Raw genomic sequence first — 17,601 nt, 5'->3', positions numbered from 1 at the left:
CATGAGCACTTGGATCGCCGTCGATTGGGGCACCACAGCCCTGCGGGTCACCCTCATGGATGGGGCGCACCCGCTTGATACCCGCAGCAGCGGTGATGGCATGAACACCCTTGCCCGCGACGGGTTCGAACCGGCCCTGCTTGCCCTCGTCGAGGATTGGCTGGATGGGCCCATGCCTGTCGTCGCCTGCGGAATGGTCGGTGCGCGCCAGGGCTGGGCCGAAGCGCCCTATGCCACCACGCCCTGCCCGCCTGTCACCGGGCGGATGATCCCCGTGCTGACGCATGATCGCCGTCTGGAGGTGCGCATCGTGCCGGGTGTTCGCCAGTTGTCGCCCCATGCGGATGTCATGCGCGGGGAGGAGACTCAGATCGCGGGAATCCTGCTGACCGAAAAGGACTTCGACGGTGTGGCCTGCCTGCCGGGCACGCATACGAAATGGGCGCATATCAGCGCCGGGGAAATCGTCAGCTTTCGCACCGTCATGACAGGAGAGCTTTTCGCCACCATCGCAGGCCAGACCGTCCTGCGGCATTCCCTGTCCGGTGACGGCTGGGACGAGGGACCGTTTCTGGAGGCCGTGTCGGATGCCCTGTCGCGTCCGGAAACCCTGACCGCCCGGCTGTTCGAACTGCGCGCCGCCGACCTGTTGCACGGGCAATCCGCGACGCAGGCACGATCGGTGCTGTCCGGCCTGTTGATCGGCGCCGAACTCGCGGCAACGCGGCCCTGGTGGCTGGGCCGGGATGTGGTGATCACGGGGGCCGACAAGACGACGCGGGCCTATGCCTCTGCACTTCGCGCGCAAGGCGTGCGCCCACGCATCCATCCGGCCGCCGACATGACGCTGGCCGGGCTCCGTTCCGCAAAGGACAAGATATGACCGCACGTCCCCTGATCGCCATCCTGCGCGGGATCACCCCCGCAGAGGCCGTTCCCGCCTGTGCCGCACTGATCGAAGCCGGCATCACCACGATCGAGGTGCCGCTGAACTCGCCGGAGCCATTGCGGTCCATCGCGGCGATGGTCGATGCCCACGGCGACGAGGCCTTGATCGGGGCGGGCACCGTCCTGACCGTGTCCGAGGTCACCGCCGTGGCCGAGGCCGGAGGCCGCATCGTCGTCTCGCCCAATGCGGACGCTAAGGTGATCGCCGCCACCCGCGACCTTGGCCTTGAAAGCTGGCCGGGGGTTTTCACCCCGACCGAGGCTTTCGCGGCGCTGAAGGCCGGGGCCACGGGCCTAAAGCTTTTCCCCGGATCGATGGCCGGCCCGTCCGGCCTCAAGGCGATGCGGGCGATCCTTCCCCCGACGGCGCAGGTCTATGCGGTCGGCGGCGCGGGTCCGGACAATTTCGCGGACTGGCTGGCCGCGGGGGCCAGCGGTTTTGGCCTTGGCACCGCCTGCTACACCCCCGGCCTGTCGGTCGACGACATCGGTGGACGCGCCCGCGCCATCGTCGCCGCATATGATGCCGCAACGGGTGCGGCGCCGGGCGCATGATCGCGCAGATCCACGACACGCGCGCCTGCGCCCTGGGCGAAGGCGCGTTGTGGCACCCGACACGCAAGCAGTTGTTCTGGTTCGACATCACCGGTCGTCAGCTGCACAGCCGCCAGGGCGCGGAACAGATGTCTTGGGCCTGGGACGAAGCCGTCAGCGCGGCAGGCTGGGTCGACGATGATACGCTGTTGGTCGCGGGCGAGACGGGATTCTGGAAGTTCGACATTCCAACTGGCACACGCATCCGCATTTGCCCGCTCGAAGCGGACACGCCGGGCACCCGGTCCAACGACGGCCGAGCGGACCCGGTCGGCGGCTTCTGGATCGGCACGATGGGGTGGCAGGCCGAACCGGGGGCGGGCGCGATCTATCGCTATTTCCGGGGTGAAGTCCGCAAGCTTTTCCAGGACATCACCATCCCCAACGCGATCTGTTTTTCCCCCGACGGGATGTGGGCCTATTTCGCCGACACGCCCACCGGCATCATCTGGAAACAGCACATCGACCGCGCCGGCTGGCCCTCGGGCAAGCCCGAGGTTCTGATCGATTATTCCGGCGTCGGCATAAACCCGGATGGGGCGGTTTGCGACGCTGAAGGCAACCTCTGGATCGCGCAATGGGGCGTGTGGCGCGTCGCCTGTCATGCGCCCGATGGTCAATTCCTCGGCGCGGTGACCTGCGGGGCGTCACAGGTGACCTGTCCCGCGTTCGGCGGCGACGACCTGAGACAGATGTTCATCACCTCGGCCATCGGCGATCTTGGTCCCGACGCGTTGCGGCATCAGCCCGGCGCAGGCCAGACATGGATCGCCGATGCCGGGATTGCCGGTCAGGCGGAAAGAAAGGTCGTGCTGTGAAGCGAACGCTGGGAACCTGTTACTATCCCGAACACTGGCCCGAGGATATCTGGGCCGAAGACGCACGCCGCATGGTCGATCTGGGCCTGACGTGGGTGCGGATCGGCGAGTTCGCCTGGTCACGTCTGGAACCGACGCCCGGACACTACGACTGGGGCTGGCTGGACCGGGCGGTCGATGTGTTGACCGGTGCGGGTCTGCGCATCGTGATGGGCACGCCGTCGGCCACGCCCCCGCGCTGGATGCTGGACCGTCATCCCGACATGCTTGCGGTGGATGCCGAAGGACGCGAACGCGGTTTCGGATCGCGGCGGCACTATTGCTTCAGCCATGCGGGATACCGCGCCGACGCCGCGCATATGGCGGGGCTGATGGCCGCTAGGTATGGCGACAGGGTCGCCGCGTGGCAGACCGACAACGAATACGGCTGCCATGACACCATCGTCAGCTATTCCGACAATGCGCGCCGCGCTTTCCGTGACTGGCTGCGCCACAGGTATCAGACACCCGAAGCCCTGAATGCCGCCTGGTCCAACGTGTTCTGGTCCATGGAATACGACGCCTTCGATCAGGTCGATCTGCCCAACCTCACGGTGACGGAGCCGAACCCGGCCCATGTCCTCGCCTTCCGCCGCTTCGCCAGCGAGGAAGTGCAGCGGTGGAACCGCGACCAGATCGCCGCGATCCGCGCCCATTCGGATGCGCCGATTTCTCACAACTACATGGGCCGCGTGCTGGAGTTCGATCATTTCGCCCTTGGGGCGGACATGGAGATCGCGACATGGGACAGCTATCCCATGGGGTTTCTGCTGGACCGCGTGCCGGACGGGGACAAGACCGCCTATCTGCGTCAGGGGGACCCCGATTTTCAGGCCTTCCACCATGATCTGTACCGCGCGGTTGCCGCCTGTGGTGCAGGTGGGGGCGACGCCCGCTGGTGGGTGATGGAGCAGCAGCCGGGCCCCGTGAACTGGGCCCCGTGGAACCCGGCCCCCCTGCCCGGCATGGTTCGCCTGTGGTCATGGGAGGCCTTCGCACATGGTGCGGAGACGGTTGCCTGGTTCCGCTGGCGACAGGCGCCCTTTGCGCAGGAACAGCAACACGCCGGCCTGTTACGACCCGATTCCCAGCCTGCGCGCGGCTTTGTCGAAGCCGCCGAAGTTGCCGCAGAACTGGCAGACGCACCCGATGTCGCCCCGGTGCAGGCCCCCGTGGCCCTTGTGTTCGACTATGTCTCGCAATGGGCGTGGGAGGTTCAACCCCAAGGCGCCGATTTCGACTATTTCGCGCTGTGCTTCGATCTGTATCGCGCCCTGCGGTCGCTTGGCCTGTCAGTTGATATCCTGCCGCCGGATACCGCCACGCTGAGCGGCTACAGGATGACGCTCGTCCCGGGGTTGCTGACGCTGACCGATCCGCTGCGCGGCGGAATCGCGGCGGCCGACGGGATGGTCGTGACGGGCCCCCGCACCGACCTCAAGACCGATCAGATCGCGTTCAAATCGCCTATGGGCCCGGATATTCCGGGCCTGGACCTGACTTCGGTGATGGAGGAGAGCCTGCCGCCGCAGGGGGCCCGCCCCCTTGCCAAGGGCGGCGCGATCGGCAAATGGCTGGAACACATCGACAGCCCCGAGGACAGCGGTGAGATGACCACCGACGGAACCCCGACGCTGTTTCGCCGGGGCAACCGCGTCCATCTGGCCGGTTGGCCGGACACCACCGCCGCACGCCGGATCCTGCGCGATCTGGCAATCGAGGCGGGCATCGCCATCACGGATCTGCCCGATGGCCTGCGCATTCGGGATACGGGGGCTGAACGGTTCGTGTTCAACTATGCCGCCGAGCCACGGACCTATGAGGGCCAAACCGTGCCCGCAGCCGGTGTTCTGCGCCTCAGCCTGCCATCCTGAGGCCAAGATCGATCATCCGGTTGGCAAACCCCCATTCGTTGTCATACCAGCCGAAAACCCGGATCAGCCCCCCTGTCGCCGCGCGGGTTTCCGCGGGCATCTGGATAAGGCTTTCGCTGCGCCCGCGCAGGTCGGACGACACGACAGGCGCCATCTCGACACCGATCACCCCGCCGGCGGCGGCCAGGACGGCGTTGACCTCCTCCGGTGTGGTGGGTCGGCCGGGCTGAAAGACAAGATCCACCGCCGAAACGCTGGCCACCGGCACGCGCACCGACTGACACGGGATGCGACCCGCAAGGTGCGGCAGGACCTGATCCACAAGGCGTCCGGCGCTGGTCGTGGTGGGCACCATCGACAGGGCGGCGGCGCGGCTGCGCTGTGGCGCGCCGCCCATCGGCATGTCGACCGTCGGTTGGCTGCCGGTGTAGCAATGGATGGTCGTCATGCTGCCCGACGCCACCCCGAACGCGCGGTCCAGCACCGCGAGGAGTGGCGCAACCGCGTTCGTCGTGCAGGACGCGTTGGAAACGACCCGATGGCGCGCGTCCAGCATCGCGTCGTTGGCGCCCAGTACGATCGTTGCATCCGCCACGCCTGACGGGCCGGACATCAGAACCTTGCCTGCGCCGGCCAACAGGCCACGCTCTGCCTCGGGGCGGTTTTCCGTTCTGCCCGTGCATTCCATGACCAGATCGATGCCGCCGAGCGACAGGCTGCGCAGGTCCGGGGTCCGATGGATCGGAATGTGCCGTGATCCGATGGACAGCGTGCCGTCGCTTGCCGAAACGGGATCGGGCCAAGGTCCGAAGACGCTGTCATACTTGAACAGGTAGGCGCAGGTTTCCGGGGGGGCTATGTCGTTGATCCCCACCACCTCCATCTGTGGCCCCGCCCCCGCGAGATGCGCCCGCAGGATGGACCGTCCGATGCGCCCGAACCCGTTGATCAGAACCTTCATGGCAATGCCCCCTCGCGCGGCATAAGCCGGGGGTGCGGGCCAAATGTCAAAGCGGAAGACGTATCAATACAAGTCCCACTGGTCCTCGCTGGCGACCTCACCGATGGCGGTCCAGTCGGCCCTTATACGGGCAATCCGGCTGTCCCCCCAGGTTCGGAACACCAATTCGAACCCACCTCCCGAGACATGCGCATGGCTCAGATCCCCGCGCTGATTGGAACTGGCGTCGATGTCGAACATGGCAAGCCCGGTGATGACCGTCGGGATCGAGTGGAAGGCTTCGGGAAAATCGATCCAGAGACGCACCTCGCGTGGGCCCTGTCCGGTCCACATCTCGCCGCCGTTCTCGAAGTCGGAGAACATGACATGCGACCCCTGCTGAATACCGATCAGATGATTTCGCAGCGTCCGCATGGTCGGTCCGTTCCTTCGCCGGTGTGATCCCGGTGCCTTCCAACTCACCCTCTCTGACCAAGGAAATCAAGGCTCAACGCGAAACGGCCCCCGGTTTCCCGGGGGCCGCTCGATTCCAGAATGGCGCTGGATCAGAGGTTCGGCTGATTCGGGTTCAACCCGATGTGACCACCGATGGCGACCATGTCGGCCAGCAACTTGGCCGCGGCGTCGGCCGCGTCTTCCGGGGCTTCCGTCTTGGCCTTGTGCGCTTCGGCAACCCAGTCGTCGATGATTGCCTGGGTCATGTCACCGACATGCAGGGCGCGTTCGGCCAGAACCGTCACGCCCGCGCCGATCTCGGCGAAACCGCCCGTCACGGCATAGCTTTCCTCGCCGGACGCCGTTTCGACCGTCAGGATGCCAGGGCGCAGCGACGTGATCGTCGGAGCGTGGTCGGCCATGGCGGTCAAGTCCCCGTCCGCGCCGGGGATGCGGACGGCACGGGCATCGTCAAGCGATGCCAGCCGCCGCTCTGGTGAGACGAGTTCAAACTGCATCAGGCTGCCTCGGCTGCCATGCGCTCGGCCTTGGCCTTCACCTCGTCGATGCCGCCGACCATGTAGAAGGCGCCCTCGGGCAGGTGATCGTATTCACCGGCAACGACGGCCTTGAACGACGCGATCGTGTCTTCCAGCGGAACCTGCTTGCCGTCGGCGCCGGTGAAGACCTTTGCCACGTCGAAGGGCTGTGACAGGAAACGCTCGATCTTGCGGGCGCGGGCCACGGCCAGTTTGTCGTCCTCGGACAGTTCGTCCATGCCGAGAATGGCAATGATGTCCTGAAGCGACTTGTAGCGCTGAAGCACGCCCTGCACGTCGCGGGCGACGTTGTAATGCTCCTCGCCAACGATGGCCGGGTCCATCAGGCGCGAAGTGGAGCCGAGCGGATCCACGGCCGGGTAGATACCCTTTTCCGAGATCGCACGGTCCAGAACGGTCGTCGCGTCGAGGTGGGCGAAGGACGTGGCCGGCGCGGGGTCGGTCAAGTCATCCGCAGGCACGTAGACGGCCTGCACGGAGGTGATCGAACCGGCCTTGGTCGAGGCGATCCGCTCCTGCATGGCGCCCATGTCGGTGGCCAGCGTCGGCTGATAGCCCACGGCGGAGGGGATACGACCCAGAAGGGCCGACACCTCGGAGCCCGCCTGCGTGAAGCGGAAGATGTTGTCGACGAAGAACAGAACGTCCGAACCGGATTCGTCGCGGAACTGCTCGGCCAGCGTCAGGCCGGTCAGGGCCACACGCATACGGGCACCGGGAGGCTCGTTCATCTGACCGTAGACGAGGGCGATCTTGGACTTCTCGAGGTCATCGGGAACGATGACGCCGGATTCGATCATCTCGTGATACAGGTCGTTGCCCTCACGCGTCCGCTCACCCACGCCGGCGAACACGGACAGACCCGAGTGCACCTTTGCGATGTTGTTGATCAGTTCCATGATCAGAACGGTCTTGCCGACGCCGGCACCGCCGAACAGGCCGATCTTGCCGCCCTTGGTATAGGGCGCCATCAGGTCGATGACCTTGATGCCGGTCACGAGGATCTCGGTCGCTGTCGACTGCTGTGCGAATGTGGGGGCCTCGCCGTGGATGGCGCGGGTTTCGGTGGCCTTCACATCGCCCTTTTCGTCAACGGGGTCGCCGGTGACGTTCATGATGCGGCCCAGGGTGGCGTTGCCGACGGGCACGCTGATCTGTGCGCCGGTGTCGGTGACTTCCTGACCACGGACCAGACCTTCGGTCGCGTCCATGGCGATGGTGCGGACCGTGTTCTCGCCGAGGTGCTGCGCCACTTCGAGGACAAGGCGGCTGCCGTTGTTGTCCACCGTCAGCGCGTTGAGGATCTGCGGCAGGTCATCGGGGAACTGAACGTCCACGACGGCGCCGATGACCTGGGTGATTTTTCCGACTGCGTTTGCCATGTCGATTTCTCCGGGGTTTCTCAGAGCGCCTCGGCGCCCGAAATGATTTCAATCAGCTCGCTGGTGATGACGGCCTGGCGGGAGCGGTTGTACTCGATCGTCAGCTTGTCGATCATCTCGCCCGCGTTGCGCGTCGCGTTGTCCATGGCGGACATGCGCGCGCCTTGCTCGGACGCCGCGTTCTCCAGCAGGGCCGCGAAGATCTGCGTTGCGACGCCGCGCGGCAGCAGGTCGGCCAGAATGGCCTCTTCGCTGGGCTCGTAGTCGTAAAGCTGCGTCTCGGGTTCCCCCTCGAAGCTGGCGGGAATGATCTGCTGCGCCGTGGGTGTCTGGCTGATCACCGACTGGAACTTGGCATAGAAGATCGTCGCCACATCGAAGTCGCCATCGTCGAACTGCTTGAGCACCTTGGCCGCGATATCGGCCGCGTCGCCGTAGCCCAGCCGCTTGACCGCGGACAAGTCCACGTGACCCACGTGATACTGACCGTACTCGCGCTTCAGGGACTCGCGCCCCTTCTTGCCGACGGTCAGGATTTTCACGGTCTTGCCCGCCGCGATCAGCTTGTCGGCATGGCTTTTTGCCAGCTTCGCGATGTTGGCGTTGAAACCACCGCACAGGCCACGCTCGCTGGTCATGACGACCAGAAGCTGCACCTGATCGGAACCGGTCCCCGACAGAAGCCGGGGTGCCGTTTCGCTGTCGCCTGCCGAAGCGGCCAGCCCACCCAGAACGGACAGGAACCGTTCCGTGTAGGGGCGCGACGCCTCGGCCGCATCCTGTGCCCGCCGCAGTTTCGCGGCGGCCACCATCTGCATGGCCTTCGTGATCTTGCGCGTCGACTTGACGCTCGCGATCCGGTTTTTGAGGTCCTTGAGATTGGGCATGGGCCGACCTTACGCGAACGTCTTGGCGTAGGTGTCGATCTCGGCCTTCAGCTTGTCCTCGGCGTCCCCTTTGATCTTCGGGTCCTCGTTGGTGATCATGTCGAGCACTGCCTTGCCCGCACCGCGCATGTGCGCCAGCAGACCGGCTTCCCAGCGACCGACGTCGCTGACGGCGACCTTGTCGAGGTAACCCTTGGTGCCCGCGTAGATGACCGTCACGATTTCCGCGTTGGTCAGCGGCGAATACTGCGGCTGCTTCATCAGTTCGGTCAGGCGCGCACCCCGGTTCAGCAGCTGCTGGGTGGAGGCGTCGAGGTCGGAGCCGAACTGAGCGAAGGCCGCCATCTCGCGGTACTGCGCAAGCGACAGCTTGACCGGACCGGCGACCGACTTCATCGCGTTCGTCTGGGCCGAGGAGCCAACGCGCGACACCGACAGACCGGTGTTCACGGCGGGACGGATGCCCTGGTAGAACAGCTCGGTCTCGAGGAAGATCTGACCATCGGTGATCGAGATCACGTTGGTCGGAATGAACGCCGACACGTCGCCACCCTGGGTTTCGATGATCGGCAGCGCGGTCAGAGAGCCGTTGCCAGCCTCGTCGCCCAGCTTGCACGACCGCTCCAGCAGGCGCGAGTGGAGGTAGAAGACGTCACCCGGATAGGCTTCGCGGCCGGGCGGACGGCGCAGCAGCAGCGACATCTGGCGGTAGGAGACGGCCTGCTTGGAGAGGTCATCGTACACGATCAGGGCGTGACGGCCGTTGTCGCGGAAGAACTCGGCCATGGCGGTCGCGGCATAGGGTGCCAGGAACTGCATGGGGGCCGGGTCGGACGCGGTGGCCGCAACGACGATGGAGTAGTCGATGGCGCCCGTCTCTTCGAGACGCTTCACCAGCTGCGCCACGGTCGACCGCTTCTGACCGACGGCGACGTAGATGCAGTAAAGCTTCTTCGACTCGTCGTCACCGGCGGCGTCGTTGTAGGACTGCTGGTTCAGGATCGCGTCGAGGGCCACGGCGGTCTTGCCGGTCTGACGGTCGCCGATGATCAGCTCGCGCTGGCCACGGCCGATCGGGATCATGGCGTCGACCGACTTCAGGCCGGTCGCCATCGGCTCGTGCACCGATTTGCGCGGAATGATGCCCGGCGCCTTGACGTCGGCGACCCGACGCTCGGAGGCGTTGATCGGGCCCTTGCCGTCCAGCGGGTTGCCCAGACCGTCGACGACGCGCCCCAGCAGCTCGTTACCGGCGGGCACGTCGACGATGGAATTGGTGCGCTTGACGGTGTCACCTTCGGTGATGTCGCGGTCGGAGCCGAAGATCACGACGCCGACGTTGTCGGATTCGAGGTTCAGCGCCATGCCCTGAATGCCACCGGGGAATTCGACCATCTCACCGGCCTGGACGTTGTCCAGCCCGTAGACGCGGGCGATGCCGTCACCGACGGACAGCACGCGGCCGACCTCGGCCACTTCGGCATCCTGGCCGAAGTTCTTGATCTGGTCCTTGAGGATCGCGGAAATTTCCGCTGCCTGGATCGCCATTACCGAACCTCTTTCATCGTATTCTGGAGTGCGTTGAGCTTCGCGCGGATCGACGTGTCGATCATCTGCGAGCCTATCTTGACCACGAGGCCGCCGATCAGGGCGTCATCGACGGTGACATCTAGCTTCACGTCCTTGCCGGTGGACGCCTTGAGCGCCTTCGACAGGGCCGCCGATTGTGCGTCGGACAGGGCCTTGGCGGCGCGGACATCGGCCGTGACCTCGCCACGTTCCTCGGACAGCATGCCCTTGAGCGCCGCGACCATTTGCGGGACGACGAACAGGCGGCGCTTGGACGCCATCAACGACAGCGTATTCGCCAGAACCGTCGACAGGCCCATCTTTTCGGCCACGGCAGAAATGGCGCGACCCTGATCTTCGCGGCTGATCACCGGCGAAGTCAGGACATCGCGCAGCTCGGGCGAGGCTTTCAACGCCTCGTCCAGCGCGGTCACGTCGCTTTCAAGTTTACCAAGATCACCGCTCTCGCGGCTCAGATCGAAGACGGCCTGCGCATATCGCGCGGCAATCCCCATCGAAATCGAAGCTGGTTCGGACACGTCCACCCTTTCGACAGTCTCGCAAGCGGCAGGGTCACCCCTGCACCCGCCTAAATAGACCACGCCCGATCGGACCTGATCACGAAATCGCGCTCCCCCTACCAGAGCGTTTCCCACCCTGCAATATGCGCGGCGGGGGGCATTTGCCGCACCGCCGGTCGCGTTGCTGCAATGCAGCATGCGATTGGTGCGGCGACGCGCGAACCCCGTCACGGATTTGCATACGTGTTCAAAATCGCATCACGGACCGACTTGCCGGAAACCCTGTTGCCGCTCAGATTAATCATGATTCCGCGCATCCGGAAAGATCGCAGTGCGCATCGGCCTTACTTCTCGCCGTCGCGAACGGCTCAGCGCCGCGCCGCGTGCATGAATGTCCGACCGCTCAAGCGTTTGCGTTCTGCAAAGCTTGCCGCCCGGATCGGTTCAGTGGTGCATCCGGCCTGCCGCCGTCGGCTCGGGCACGCCTTCCAGCACGCGCAACGGGCGACGGACCCGTTCCGCCAACCCCGTGCGCGGGCGCGCGGGAACCTGTTTCGAGACCTCCAGCAACATGACCCCGCCCCCGCCGGAACGTGACAAACGTTGGCCCAACCGTTCGATCAACCCACCGAAGCGTAGCCAGAACTTGCTGTCACTGGGCGGGGCGAAAAGCGCGGCAGCATGGCGTTCCGGGATCAGTCCGGCACTCTTGACCTGCGATTCCAGCTGGCTGAGCGAATAGGGCCGGCCGAACCCGAACGGCGTGCCGTCCCGCCGCGCCCACAGGCCCGACCGGTTCGGCACGATGAAGACCGCACGCCCCCCCGGCCCCAGCACCCGCGCACATTCATCAAGCAGCGCGGTGGGATTCTCCGATGTTTCCAATCCGTGCAGCAGGACAAGCTTGTCGACCGACCCCGTTTCCAGCGGCCAGAGCGTCTCCTCGACCAGCAGGGACACGTTCGCCATGCCTGCCGGCCAGTGCATCACCCCCTGCGGCGCAGGCATCAGTGCGACAACCCGACGCGCATCCCGCAGGAAGGGACGCAGCAGGGGCGCGGCAAACCCGAACCCTGCGACGGTCTGTCCCTGCGCCTCCGGCCACATCTCGACCAGCTTGTCCCGCACGGCCTTCTGCGCCGCACGCCCCAACCGGGTGCGATAGTAGAACTGCCTCAGGTCCAGCACGTCGAGATGCATTATTCGCGATTGCCCCCGGTTCGGATCGTGCCATGGTTATCGTCAGACGAAAGGAACACCATGACCCGGATTGACGCAATGCCCGCCACCTCGCCCGTCGACAACCTGATTGTCATTCCGATGCTGCGCGACGCGTTCCCGGACCTGCTGGACAATTACGGCTATGTCTTTCGCGCGGGCGACAGGGTCGTCTGCGTCGATTGCGCGCGGGCCAAGCCGCATCTGGACGCGGCCGAGGCGCGGGGCTGGACGATCACCGACATCCTGCTGACCCACCACCACGACGACCACATCGCCGGCGTCGCCGATCTTGTCGCCGCCACGGGCGCGCAGGTCTGGGGCAACGCTGCAGATGCCGCGCGCCTCCCGCCACTGGACCATGCCATCTCGCCCGGCGACACGATCGGAATCGGCGGGTTGCAGGCCGAGGTCTGGGACGTGCCGGGACATACGATCGGGCATGTCGCCTTCATCTTCGACGGGATCGCGTTCACCGGCGACAGCCTGATGGTCGGCGGATGCGGGCGCCTGTTCGAGGGCAGCCCGGAAACCATGCACGCCTCGCTGAAGCAGTTCGACGCCCTGCCCGACGACATCCTGATCGCGTCGGGCCATGAATACACCGTCACCAACCTCGCCTTTGCCGCGTCTCTTGAACCGGACAACCCCGCGCTTAAGTCTCGTAGGACGGAGGTGGACAGGATGCGTGCGGCGGGGGAACCCACCGTGCCTGCCCCCCTCGGCCTTGAACGCAACACCAACCCGTTTCTGCGTAGCCACGTCGCCGCACTCAAGGATGCGACAGGAACTACCGGATGCGACGATGCCGCGACTTTTGCCGCGGCACGCCGTGCAAAAGACGCCTTCTGAACACGCAAAGGGAGTCAATTCGGCATCACTTCCCGGTGACACGACCGAGACCTGAACCAGAAAAGGCTTGAAGCCTGAGCGGCGACAACCAAAACTTAACGAGAGGCGACGCATACTTCCGTGCAACGCCGACGGCTGTAAGGAGAACACCATGCCCTCGTTCTCGAATACTCTTGAACAAGCCATCCACGCCGCTCTGGCGCAGGCAAACGCCCGCCGTCACGAACTGGCGACCCTTGAACACCTGTTGCTGGTCCTGATCGAGGAACCGGACGCCGCCCGCGTGATGCAGGCCTGTGGCGTCAACCTCGACGAATTGCGCCAGACGGTCGAGGAGTTCATCGAAGACGACCTGTCCACGCTCGTGACCGATGTGGAAGGGTCGGAGGCCGTGCCCACGGCCGCCTTCCAGCGCGTGATACAGCGTGCCGCCATTCACGTTCAGTCGTCCGGCCGAACCGAAGTGACCGGCGCCAATGTGCTGGTCGCCATCTTCGCCGAACGCGAATCCAACGCGGCCTATTTCCTGCAGGAGCAGGACATGACGCGCTATGACGCGGTCAATTTCATCGCCCACGGTGTCGCCAAGGACCCGGAATTCGGCGAAGCGCGCCCTGTTCAGGGATCGGACGAAGAAGAGGGGCCCGTGTCCGGTGCGCAGGATGGGCCCAATCCGTCCGAGAACCGCGAAAGTGCGCTGTCGAAGTATTGCGTGGATCTCAACAAGAAATCCGCGGAAGGCGACGTCGACCCCCTGATCGGCCGCGATCACGAGGTGGAGCGTTCGATTCAGGTTCTGTGCCGTCGCCGCAAGAACAACCCCCTGCTGGTGGGCGATCCCGGCGTCGGCAAGACCGCCATCGCCGAGGGCCTTGCGTGGAAGATCACCCAAGGCGAGGTCCCCGAGATCCTCGCAGGTGCGACGATCTATTCGCTCGACATGGGCGCACTGCTGGCAGGCACGCGGTATCGCGGTGATTTCGAGGAACGCCTGAAGGCCGTCGTGACCGAGCTTGAGGAGCATCCCGATGCCGTGCTGTTCATCGACGAGATCCACACCGTCATCGGTGCGGGTGCGACTTCGGGCGGTGCGATGGATGCGTCCAACCTGCTGAAACCGGCCCTGGCCGGCGGCAAGCTGCGCACCATGGGGTCCACCACCTACAAGGAGTTCCGCCAGCACTTCGAAAAGGACCGCGCCCTGTCGCGCCGGTTCCAGAAGATCGACGTGAACGAGCCGAATGTCGAAGACACGATCAAGATCCTCAAGGGTCTGAAGTCGCGCTTCGAGGAGCACCACTCGATCAAGTACACGGCCGATGCGATCCGCTCGGCGGTGGAACTGTCGGCGCGCTACGTCAACGACCGCAAGCTGCCGGACAAGGCCATCGACGTCATCGACGAGGCGGGTGCCGCGCAGGCACTGGTCACGGAATCCAAGCGCCGCAAGACCATCGGCGTGAAGGAGATCGAGGCCGTCGTCGCTAAGATCGCCCGCATTCCGCCGAAGTCCGTCTCCAAGGACGATCAGGAGGTGCTGCGCGATCTGGAAGGCTCGCTCAAGCGCGTGGTCTTCGGTCAGGATGCGGCGATCGAGGCGCTGTCCTCTGCCATCAAGCTGGCGCGTGCCGGCCTGCGGGAACCGGAAAAGCCCATCGGCAACTACCTGTTCGCGGGCCCGACCGGCGTCGGCAAGACCGAGGTGGCCAACCAGTTGGCGGATACCCTCGGGGTCGAGATGCTGCGCTTCGACATGTCGGAATACATGGAGAAACACGCGGTTTCGCGGCTGATCGGGGCGCCTCCGGGCTATGTCGGTTTCGATCAGGGTGGCCTGTTGACCGACGGCATCGATCAGCATCCGCATTGCGTTCTGCTGCTCGACGAGATCGAGAAGGCGCACCCGGACGTGTTCAACATCCTGTTGCAGGTGATGGATCACGGCAAGCTGACCGACCACAACGGTCGGGCGGTGGATTTCCGGAACGTGATCCTGATCATGACGTCCAACGCCGGTGCCTCGGATGCCGCGCGCGCGCCCTTGGGCTTTGGCCGGGATCGCCGCGAGGGCGAGGATACCGCCGCAATCGAGCGGACCTTCACACCGGAGTTCCGCAATCGTCTGGACGCCGTGATCAGCTTCGGCCCATTGCCGAAGGAGACGATCCTGCAGGTGGTCGAGAAGTTCGTCCTCCAGCTGGAGGCGCAGCTTCTGGACCGTGGCGTGACCATCGAACTGACCAAGGCCGCGGCCGAATGGGTCGCCGACAAGGGATACGACGACAAGATGGGCGCCCGTCCCCTTGCCCGCGTGATCCAGGAATACGTCAAGAAGCCGCTGGCCGAGGAACTTCTGTTCGGCAAGCTGGCCAAGGGCGGTGTCGTCAAGGTCGGCGTCAAGAACGGTGCGCTCGATCTTCGGATCGAGGAGCCGGGCGCGCCGAAGATCGGCAACAAGAAGCCACCTCTTCTGACGGCGGAATGATCGTCAGCTCATGACCGAAGGGCCCCGGTGCAGAAATGCGCCGGGGCCTTTTCCTTCGCAGGATGGCCGACCAACCCGGCGGTCGAACGGATTTGCCTTGCCGCACCGGATTGCCTTGACTGTTGCCAATCTGGCGCCGCCTTTCACCTGACGGCTTGCAACCGCCGCCGAGGGACGTGGCCTTGCGGGTGCAGGCAGGCGATCGCGCGGTGCCGGGCAAAACCTTGTGCCGACAAAAGCCCCCTGTTGACCCGTGATCGTCTTTCGGAGTTTCGATAGACAATGGCAGCAGCCTGCAAGGATCTCCGATGCCCCACCGCGCCCAACTTCGATCACGCGCCTGTCCCATGCGCCATACCACCACCGCAACGACGCGCTCCGTGACGGGTCTCGCGACCGCGATCTTCCTGGCCACTGCTTCGCCGACTTTGGCCGCGCCGCCTACCCTTCGCCTGCCGTTGGACTGCGACTTGGGTGAAACCTGTTTTCTGCAACAATATGTCGATGCGGACCCGGGTCCCGGTGCCGCCGACTATACCGGCGGGCCGCTTGCCTATGACGGGCACCGGGGCACCGACCTGCGCGTCGCCGATCAGGAGGCGATGGCCGCCGGGGTTCCGGTTCTCGCGCCCGCGGCGGGAATCGTCCGCGGCGTGCGCGACGGAATGCAGGACCGGATCATGACCGACCGCGCCGAGGTTGCCGGGCGGGAATGCGGAAACGGGGTGGCCATCGATCACGGCGACGGTTGGGAGACGCAGCTTTGTCATCTCGCCCGTGGTTCGGTCAGCGTTGCTGCGGGGGATCGCGTCGCGGCGGGTGATCCCGTGGGCCTCGTGGGTCTGTCCGGGGCCACGCAATTCCCGCATGTGCACCTGTCGGTCCGCCACAGGGGTCAGGTCATCGATCCATTCATCGACGACCTCTGGCAGGTCACGCCGCCATACGAACCGGGCGGTTTCCTGTCTGTCGGCCTGTCCTCTGCCGTGCCGCCGTTCGCGGACATAAAGGCAGGCACCGCCGATGCCGACAGCCTGCCGCCGGATGCGCCTGCTCTGGTGGTTTGGGCCGCGATGTTCGGTGGCCAGGCCGGCGACAGGATCGCCTTGCGAATCCTCGGGCCGAACGGCGCGGAGGTGTTCGCACATGACGCGACACTGGAGCGGACGCAGGCGGAGTTGTTTCGCGCCGCAGGCCGCCGTCTGAACGCGACGCGGTGGCGGGGCGGCACCTATACCGGAACGGCAACCCTCATGCGCGATGGCGAAATCCTTGACCGGATCGAGACGGCGATTCCCATCCGTTGACGACCCGCCCCGCGCCCGTCATGCAGGCGGCAGATACCCCAAACGGACCCGAGGGAGAGCCGCATGTCAGACCGTATCGCAGTCATCACAGGCGCCGCGCAAGGCATTGGCCTTGCCTGCGCCGAAGCCCTGGCCGAGGACGGCTGCCGCGTCGTTCTCGTGGACATCAAAGACAGCGTGCATGACGCCGCCGCGCAACTGGGCGGCACGGGGTACATCTGCGACATGGGCGACCCCGTGCAGGTCGCGGCCCTGTTCGACAAGATCGAGGCAGAGGTCGGCCCCGCATCGGTCCTTGTGAACAACGCCGGAATTGCCATCGGCGCGGATTTCCTCGAGATGACGGAAGCCGATTTCCGCCGCGTCATCGACATCAACCTCGTCGGCGTGTTCCTCGCGACGCAGCGCGTGGCCAAGACGATGGTCGCCCGAGGGATCGAAGGCGCGGTGGTCAACATGTCGTCGATCAACGCTCAGGTCGCGATCCCGAGCATTGCCGGGTACTGCGCATCGAAAGGCGGTGTGATGCAGCTGACCAAGGTGGCCGCGCTGGCCCTTGCGCCGCACAACATCCGCGTGAACGCCGTCGGACCGGGCAGCATCGACACCGACATGATGGCCGCCGTCAACGCCGACCCCGCCGCGATGGCCCGCGCGATGTCGCGCACCCCGTTGCAGCGCCCCGGCACCGCGCGCGAAGTGGCCGATATCGTGGCCTTCCTTGCCTCGTCCAAGTCCAGCTACGTGACCGGCGAAACCATCTATGTCGACGGCGGACGCCTCGGCCTCAACTATACGGTATGACCATGATCGAACGCAGCCACACCAATGCCCGGATGAGCCAGCTCGTCCGCCACGGGGATACGCTCTACCTCGCCGGACAGGTCGGACACGGCGCCACTGTGACCGAACAGACGCGCGACATGCTGACCAAGGTGGATGCCCTGCTGAAAGAGGGGGGCAGCAGTCGGGAACACATGCTGCAGGCCGTGATCTGGCTGGCCGACATGACCGATTTTGCCGAGATGAACGCCGTCTGGGATGCCTGGGTCCCCGAGGGTCATGCCCCCGCCCGCGCCTGCGGCGAGGCCAAGTTGGCCACGCCGGAGTTCTTGGTCGAGGTGATCATCACCGCCGCCGTCGCCTGACGC

The 17,601-nt window shown here is 65.4% G+C and carries 17 protein-coding genes; 9 read left to right on the top strand and 8 right to left on the bottom strand.

The features are described from left to right. Position 1 precedes the first annotated feature (1 nt). The 4 genes from V6N07_RS11725 to V6N07_RS11710 are packed head-to-tail and all read left to right on the top strand — an operon-like array spanning position 2 to position 4,273. Positions 2-883: a 2-dehydro-3-deoxygalactonokinase gene (locus V6N07_RS11725; RefSeq protein ID WP_371156488.1), complete on the top strand. Its 882-nt coding sequence runs from the start codon at positions 2-4 to the stop codon at positions 881-883. Beyond that, positions 880-1,503, top strand: coding sequence for a 2-dehydro-3-deoxy-6-phosphogalactonate aldolase (locus V6N07_RS11720; RefSeq protein WP_371156487.1), 624 nt, complete (start codon positions 880-882; stop codon positions 1,501-1,503). Before V6N07_RS11725 ends, V6N07_RS11720 begins: the two co-directional genes overlap by 4 nt. Further along, positions 1,500-2,360: an SMP-30/gluconolactonase/LRE family protein gene (locus tag V6N07_RS11715; RefSeq protein ID WP_371156486.1), complete on the top strand. Its 861-nt coding sequence runs from the start codon at positions 1,500-1,502 to the stop codon at positions 2,358-2,360. The genes V6N07_RS11720 and V6N07_RS11715 overlap by 4 nt, the downstream gene beginning before the upstream one ends. After that, positions 2,357-4,273: a beta-galactosidase gene (locus V6N07_RS11710; RefSeq protein ID WP_371156485.1), complete on the top strand. Its 1,917-nt coding sequence runs from the start codon at positions 2,357-2,359 to the stop codon at positions 4,271-4,273. Before V6N07_RS11715 ends, V6N07_RS11710 begins: the two co-directional genes overlap by 4 nt. On the opposite strand, the gene V6N07_RS11705 is transcribed toward V6N07_RS11710, so the two are convergent. The 8 genes from V6N07_RS11705 to V6N07_RS11670 all read right to left on the bottom strand — a co-directional run bounded on the left by V6N07_RS11705 (position 4,257) and on the right by V6N07_RS11670 (position 11,788). Continuing rightward, positions 4,257-5,234: a type I glyceraldehyde-3-phosphate dehydrogenase gene (locus tag V6N07_RS11705; RefSeq protein WP_371156484.1), complete on the bottom strand. Its 978-nt coding sequence runs from the start codon at positions 5,232-5,234 to the stop codon at positions 4,257-4,259. The genes V6N07_RS11710 and V6N07_RS11705 overlap by 17 nt on opposite strands. Positions 5,235-5,297: 63 nt before the next feature. Beyond that, entirely contained in the window at positions 5,298-5,648 is a 351-nt protein-coding gene (locus V6N07_RS11700) for an H-type lectin domain-containing protein (protein ID WP_371156483.1), read from the bottom strand. Positions 5,649-5,779: 131 nt separating this feature from the next. Then, a complete protein-coding gene (locus tag V6N07_RS11695) occupies positions 5,780-6,187 on the bottom strand; it encodes a F0F1 ATP synthase subunit epsilon (protein ID WP_371156482.1) in 408 nt (135 codons plus the stop codon). Beyond that, positions 6,187-7,611: a F0F1 ATP synthase subunit beta gene (atpD, locus tag V6N07_RS11690; RefSeq protein ID WP_371156481.1), complete on the bottom strand. Its 1,425-nt coding sequence runs from the start codon at positions 7,609-7,611 to the stop codon at positions 6,187-6,189. Before atpD ends, V6N07_RS11695 begins: the two co-directional genes overlap by 1 nt. Positions 7,612-7,631: 20 nt before the next feature. After that, positions 7,632-8,498, bottom strand: coding sequence for a F0F1 ATP synthase subunit gamma (locus tag V6N07_RS11685; protein ID WP_371156480.1), 867 nt, complete (start codon positions 8,496-8,498; stop codon positions 7,632-7,634). A gap of 9 nt (positions 8,499-8,507) precedes the next feature. Further along, complete coding sequence (gene atpA, locus V6N07_RS11680; protein WP_371156479.1) at positions 8,508-10,046, bottom strand: F0F1 ATP synthase subunit alpha; 1,539 nt, start codon at positions 10,044-10,046, stop codon at positions 8,508-8,510. After that, positions 10,046-10,612 (bottom strand): F0F1 ATP synthase subunit delta, encoded by a 567-nt coding sequence (locus V6N07_RS11675; protein ID WP_371156478.1) that lies wholly within the window; start codon positions 10,610-10,612, stop codon positions 10,046-10,048. The genes atpA and V6N07_RS11675 overlap by 1 nt, the downstream gene beginning before the upstream one ends. A gap of 420 nt (positions 10,613-11,032) precedes the next feature. Further along, complete coding sequence (locus tag V6N07_RS11670) at positions 11,033-11,788, bottom strand: class I SAM-dependent methyltransferase (RefSeq protein WP_371156477.1); 756 nt, start codon at positions 11,786-11,788, stop codon at positions 11,033-11,035. A 114-nt stretch (positions 11,789-11,902) separates the two neighbouring features. Between V6N07_RS11670 and gloB the strand changes: the two genes are divergently transcribed. The 5 genes from gloB to V6N07_RS11645 all read left to right on the top strand — a co-directional run bounded on the left by gloB (position 11,903) and on the right by V6N07_RS11645 (position 17,598). Further along, positions 11,903-12,658 (top strand): hydroxyacylglutathione hydrolase, encoded by a 756-nt coding sequence (gloB, locus tag V6N07_RS11665; protein WP_371156814.1) that lies wholly within the window; start codon positions 11,903-11,905, stop codon positions 12,656-12,658. Positions 12,659-12,809: 151 nt separating this feature from the next. Next, positions 12,810-15,143: an ATP-dependent Clp protease ATP-binding subunit ClpA gene (clpA, locus tag V6N07_RS11660; RefSeq protein WP_371156476.1), complete on the top strand. Its 2,334-nt coding sequence runs from the start codon at positions 12,810-12,812 to the stop codon at positions 15,141-15,143. A gap of 347 nt (positions 15,144-15,490) precedes the next feature. Then, positions 15,491-16,450: a M23 family metallopeptidase gene (locus V6N07_RS11655; protein WP_371156475.1), complete on the top strand. Its 960-nt coding sequence runs from the start codon at positions 15,491-15,493 to the stop codon at positions 16,448-16,450. Positions 16,451-16,513: 63 nt separating this feature from the next. Further along, complete coding sequence (locus tag V6N07_RS11650; RefSeq protein WP_371156474.1) at positions 16,514-17,254, top strand: SDR family NAD(P)-dependent oxidoreductase; 741 nt, start codon at positions 16,514-16,516, stop codon at positions 17,252-17,254. Next, positions 17,251-17,598 (top strand): RidA family protein, encoded by a 348-nt coding sequence (locus V6N07_RS11645; protein ID WP_371156473.1) that lies wholly within the window; start codon positions 17,251-17,253, stop codon positions 17,596-17,598. Before V6N07_RS11650 ends, V6N07_RS11645 begins: the two co-directional genes overlap by 4 nt. Positions 17,599-17,601: the final 3 nt, after the last annotated feature.

It is taken from the genome of Jannaschia sp. 2305UL9-9 (assembly GCF_041403465.1).
GTDB lineage: Bacteria > Pseudomonadota > Alphaproteobacteria > Rhodobacterales > Rhodobacteraceae > Jannaschia.
This window is presented reverse-complemented; position numbering and strand designations above follow the sequence as displayed.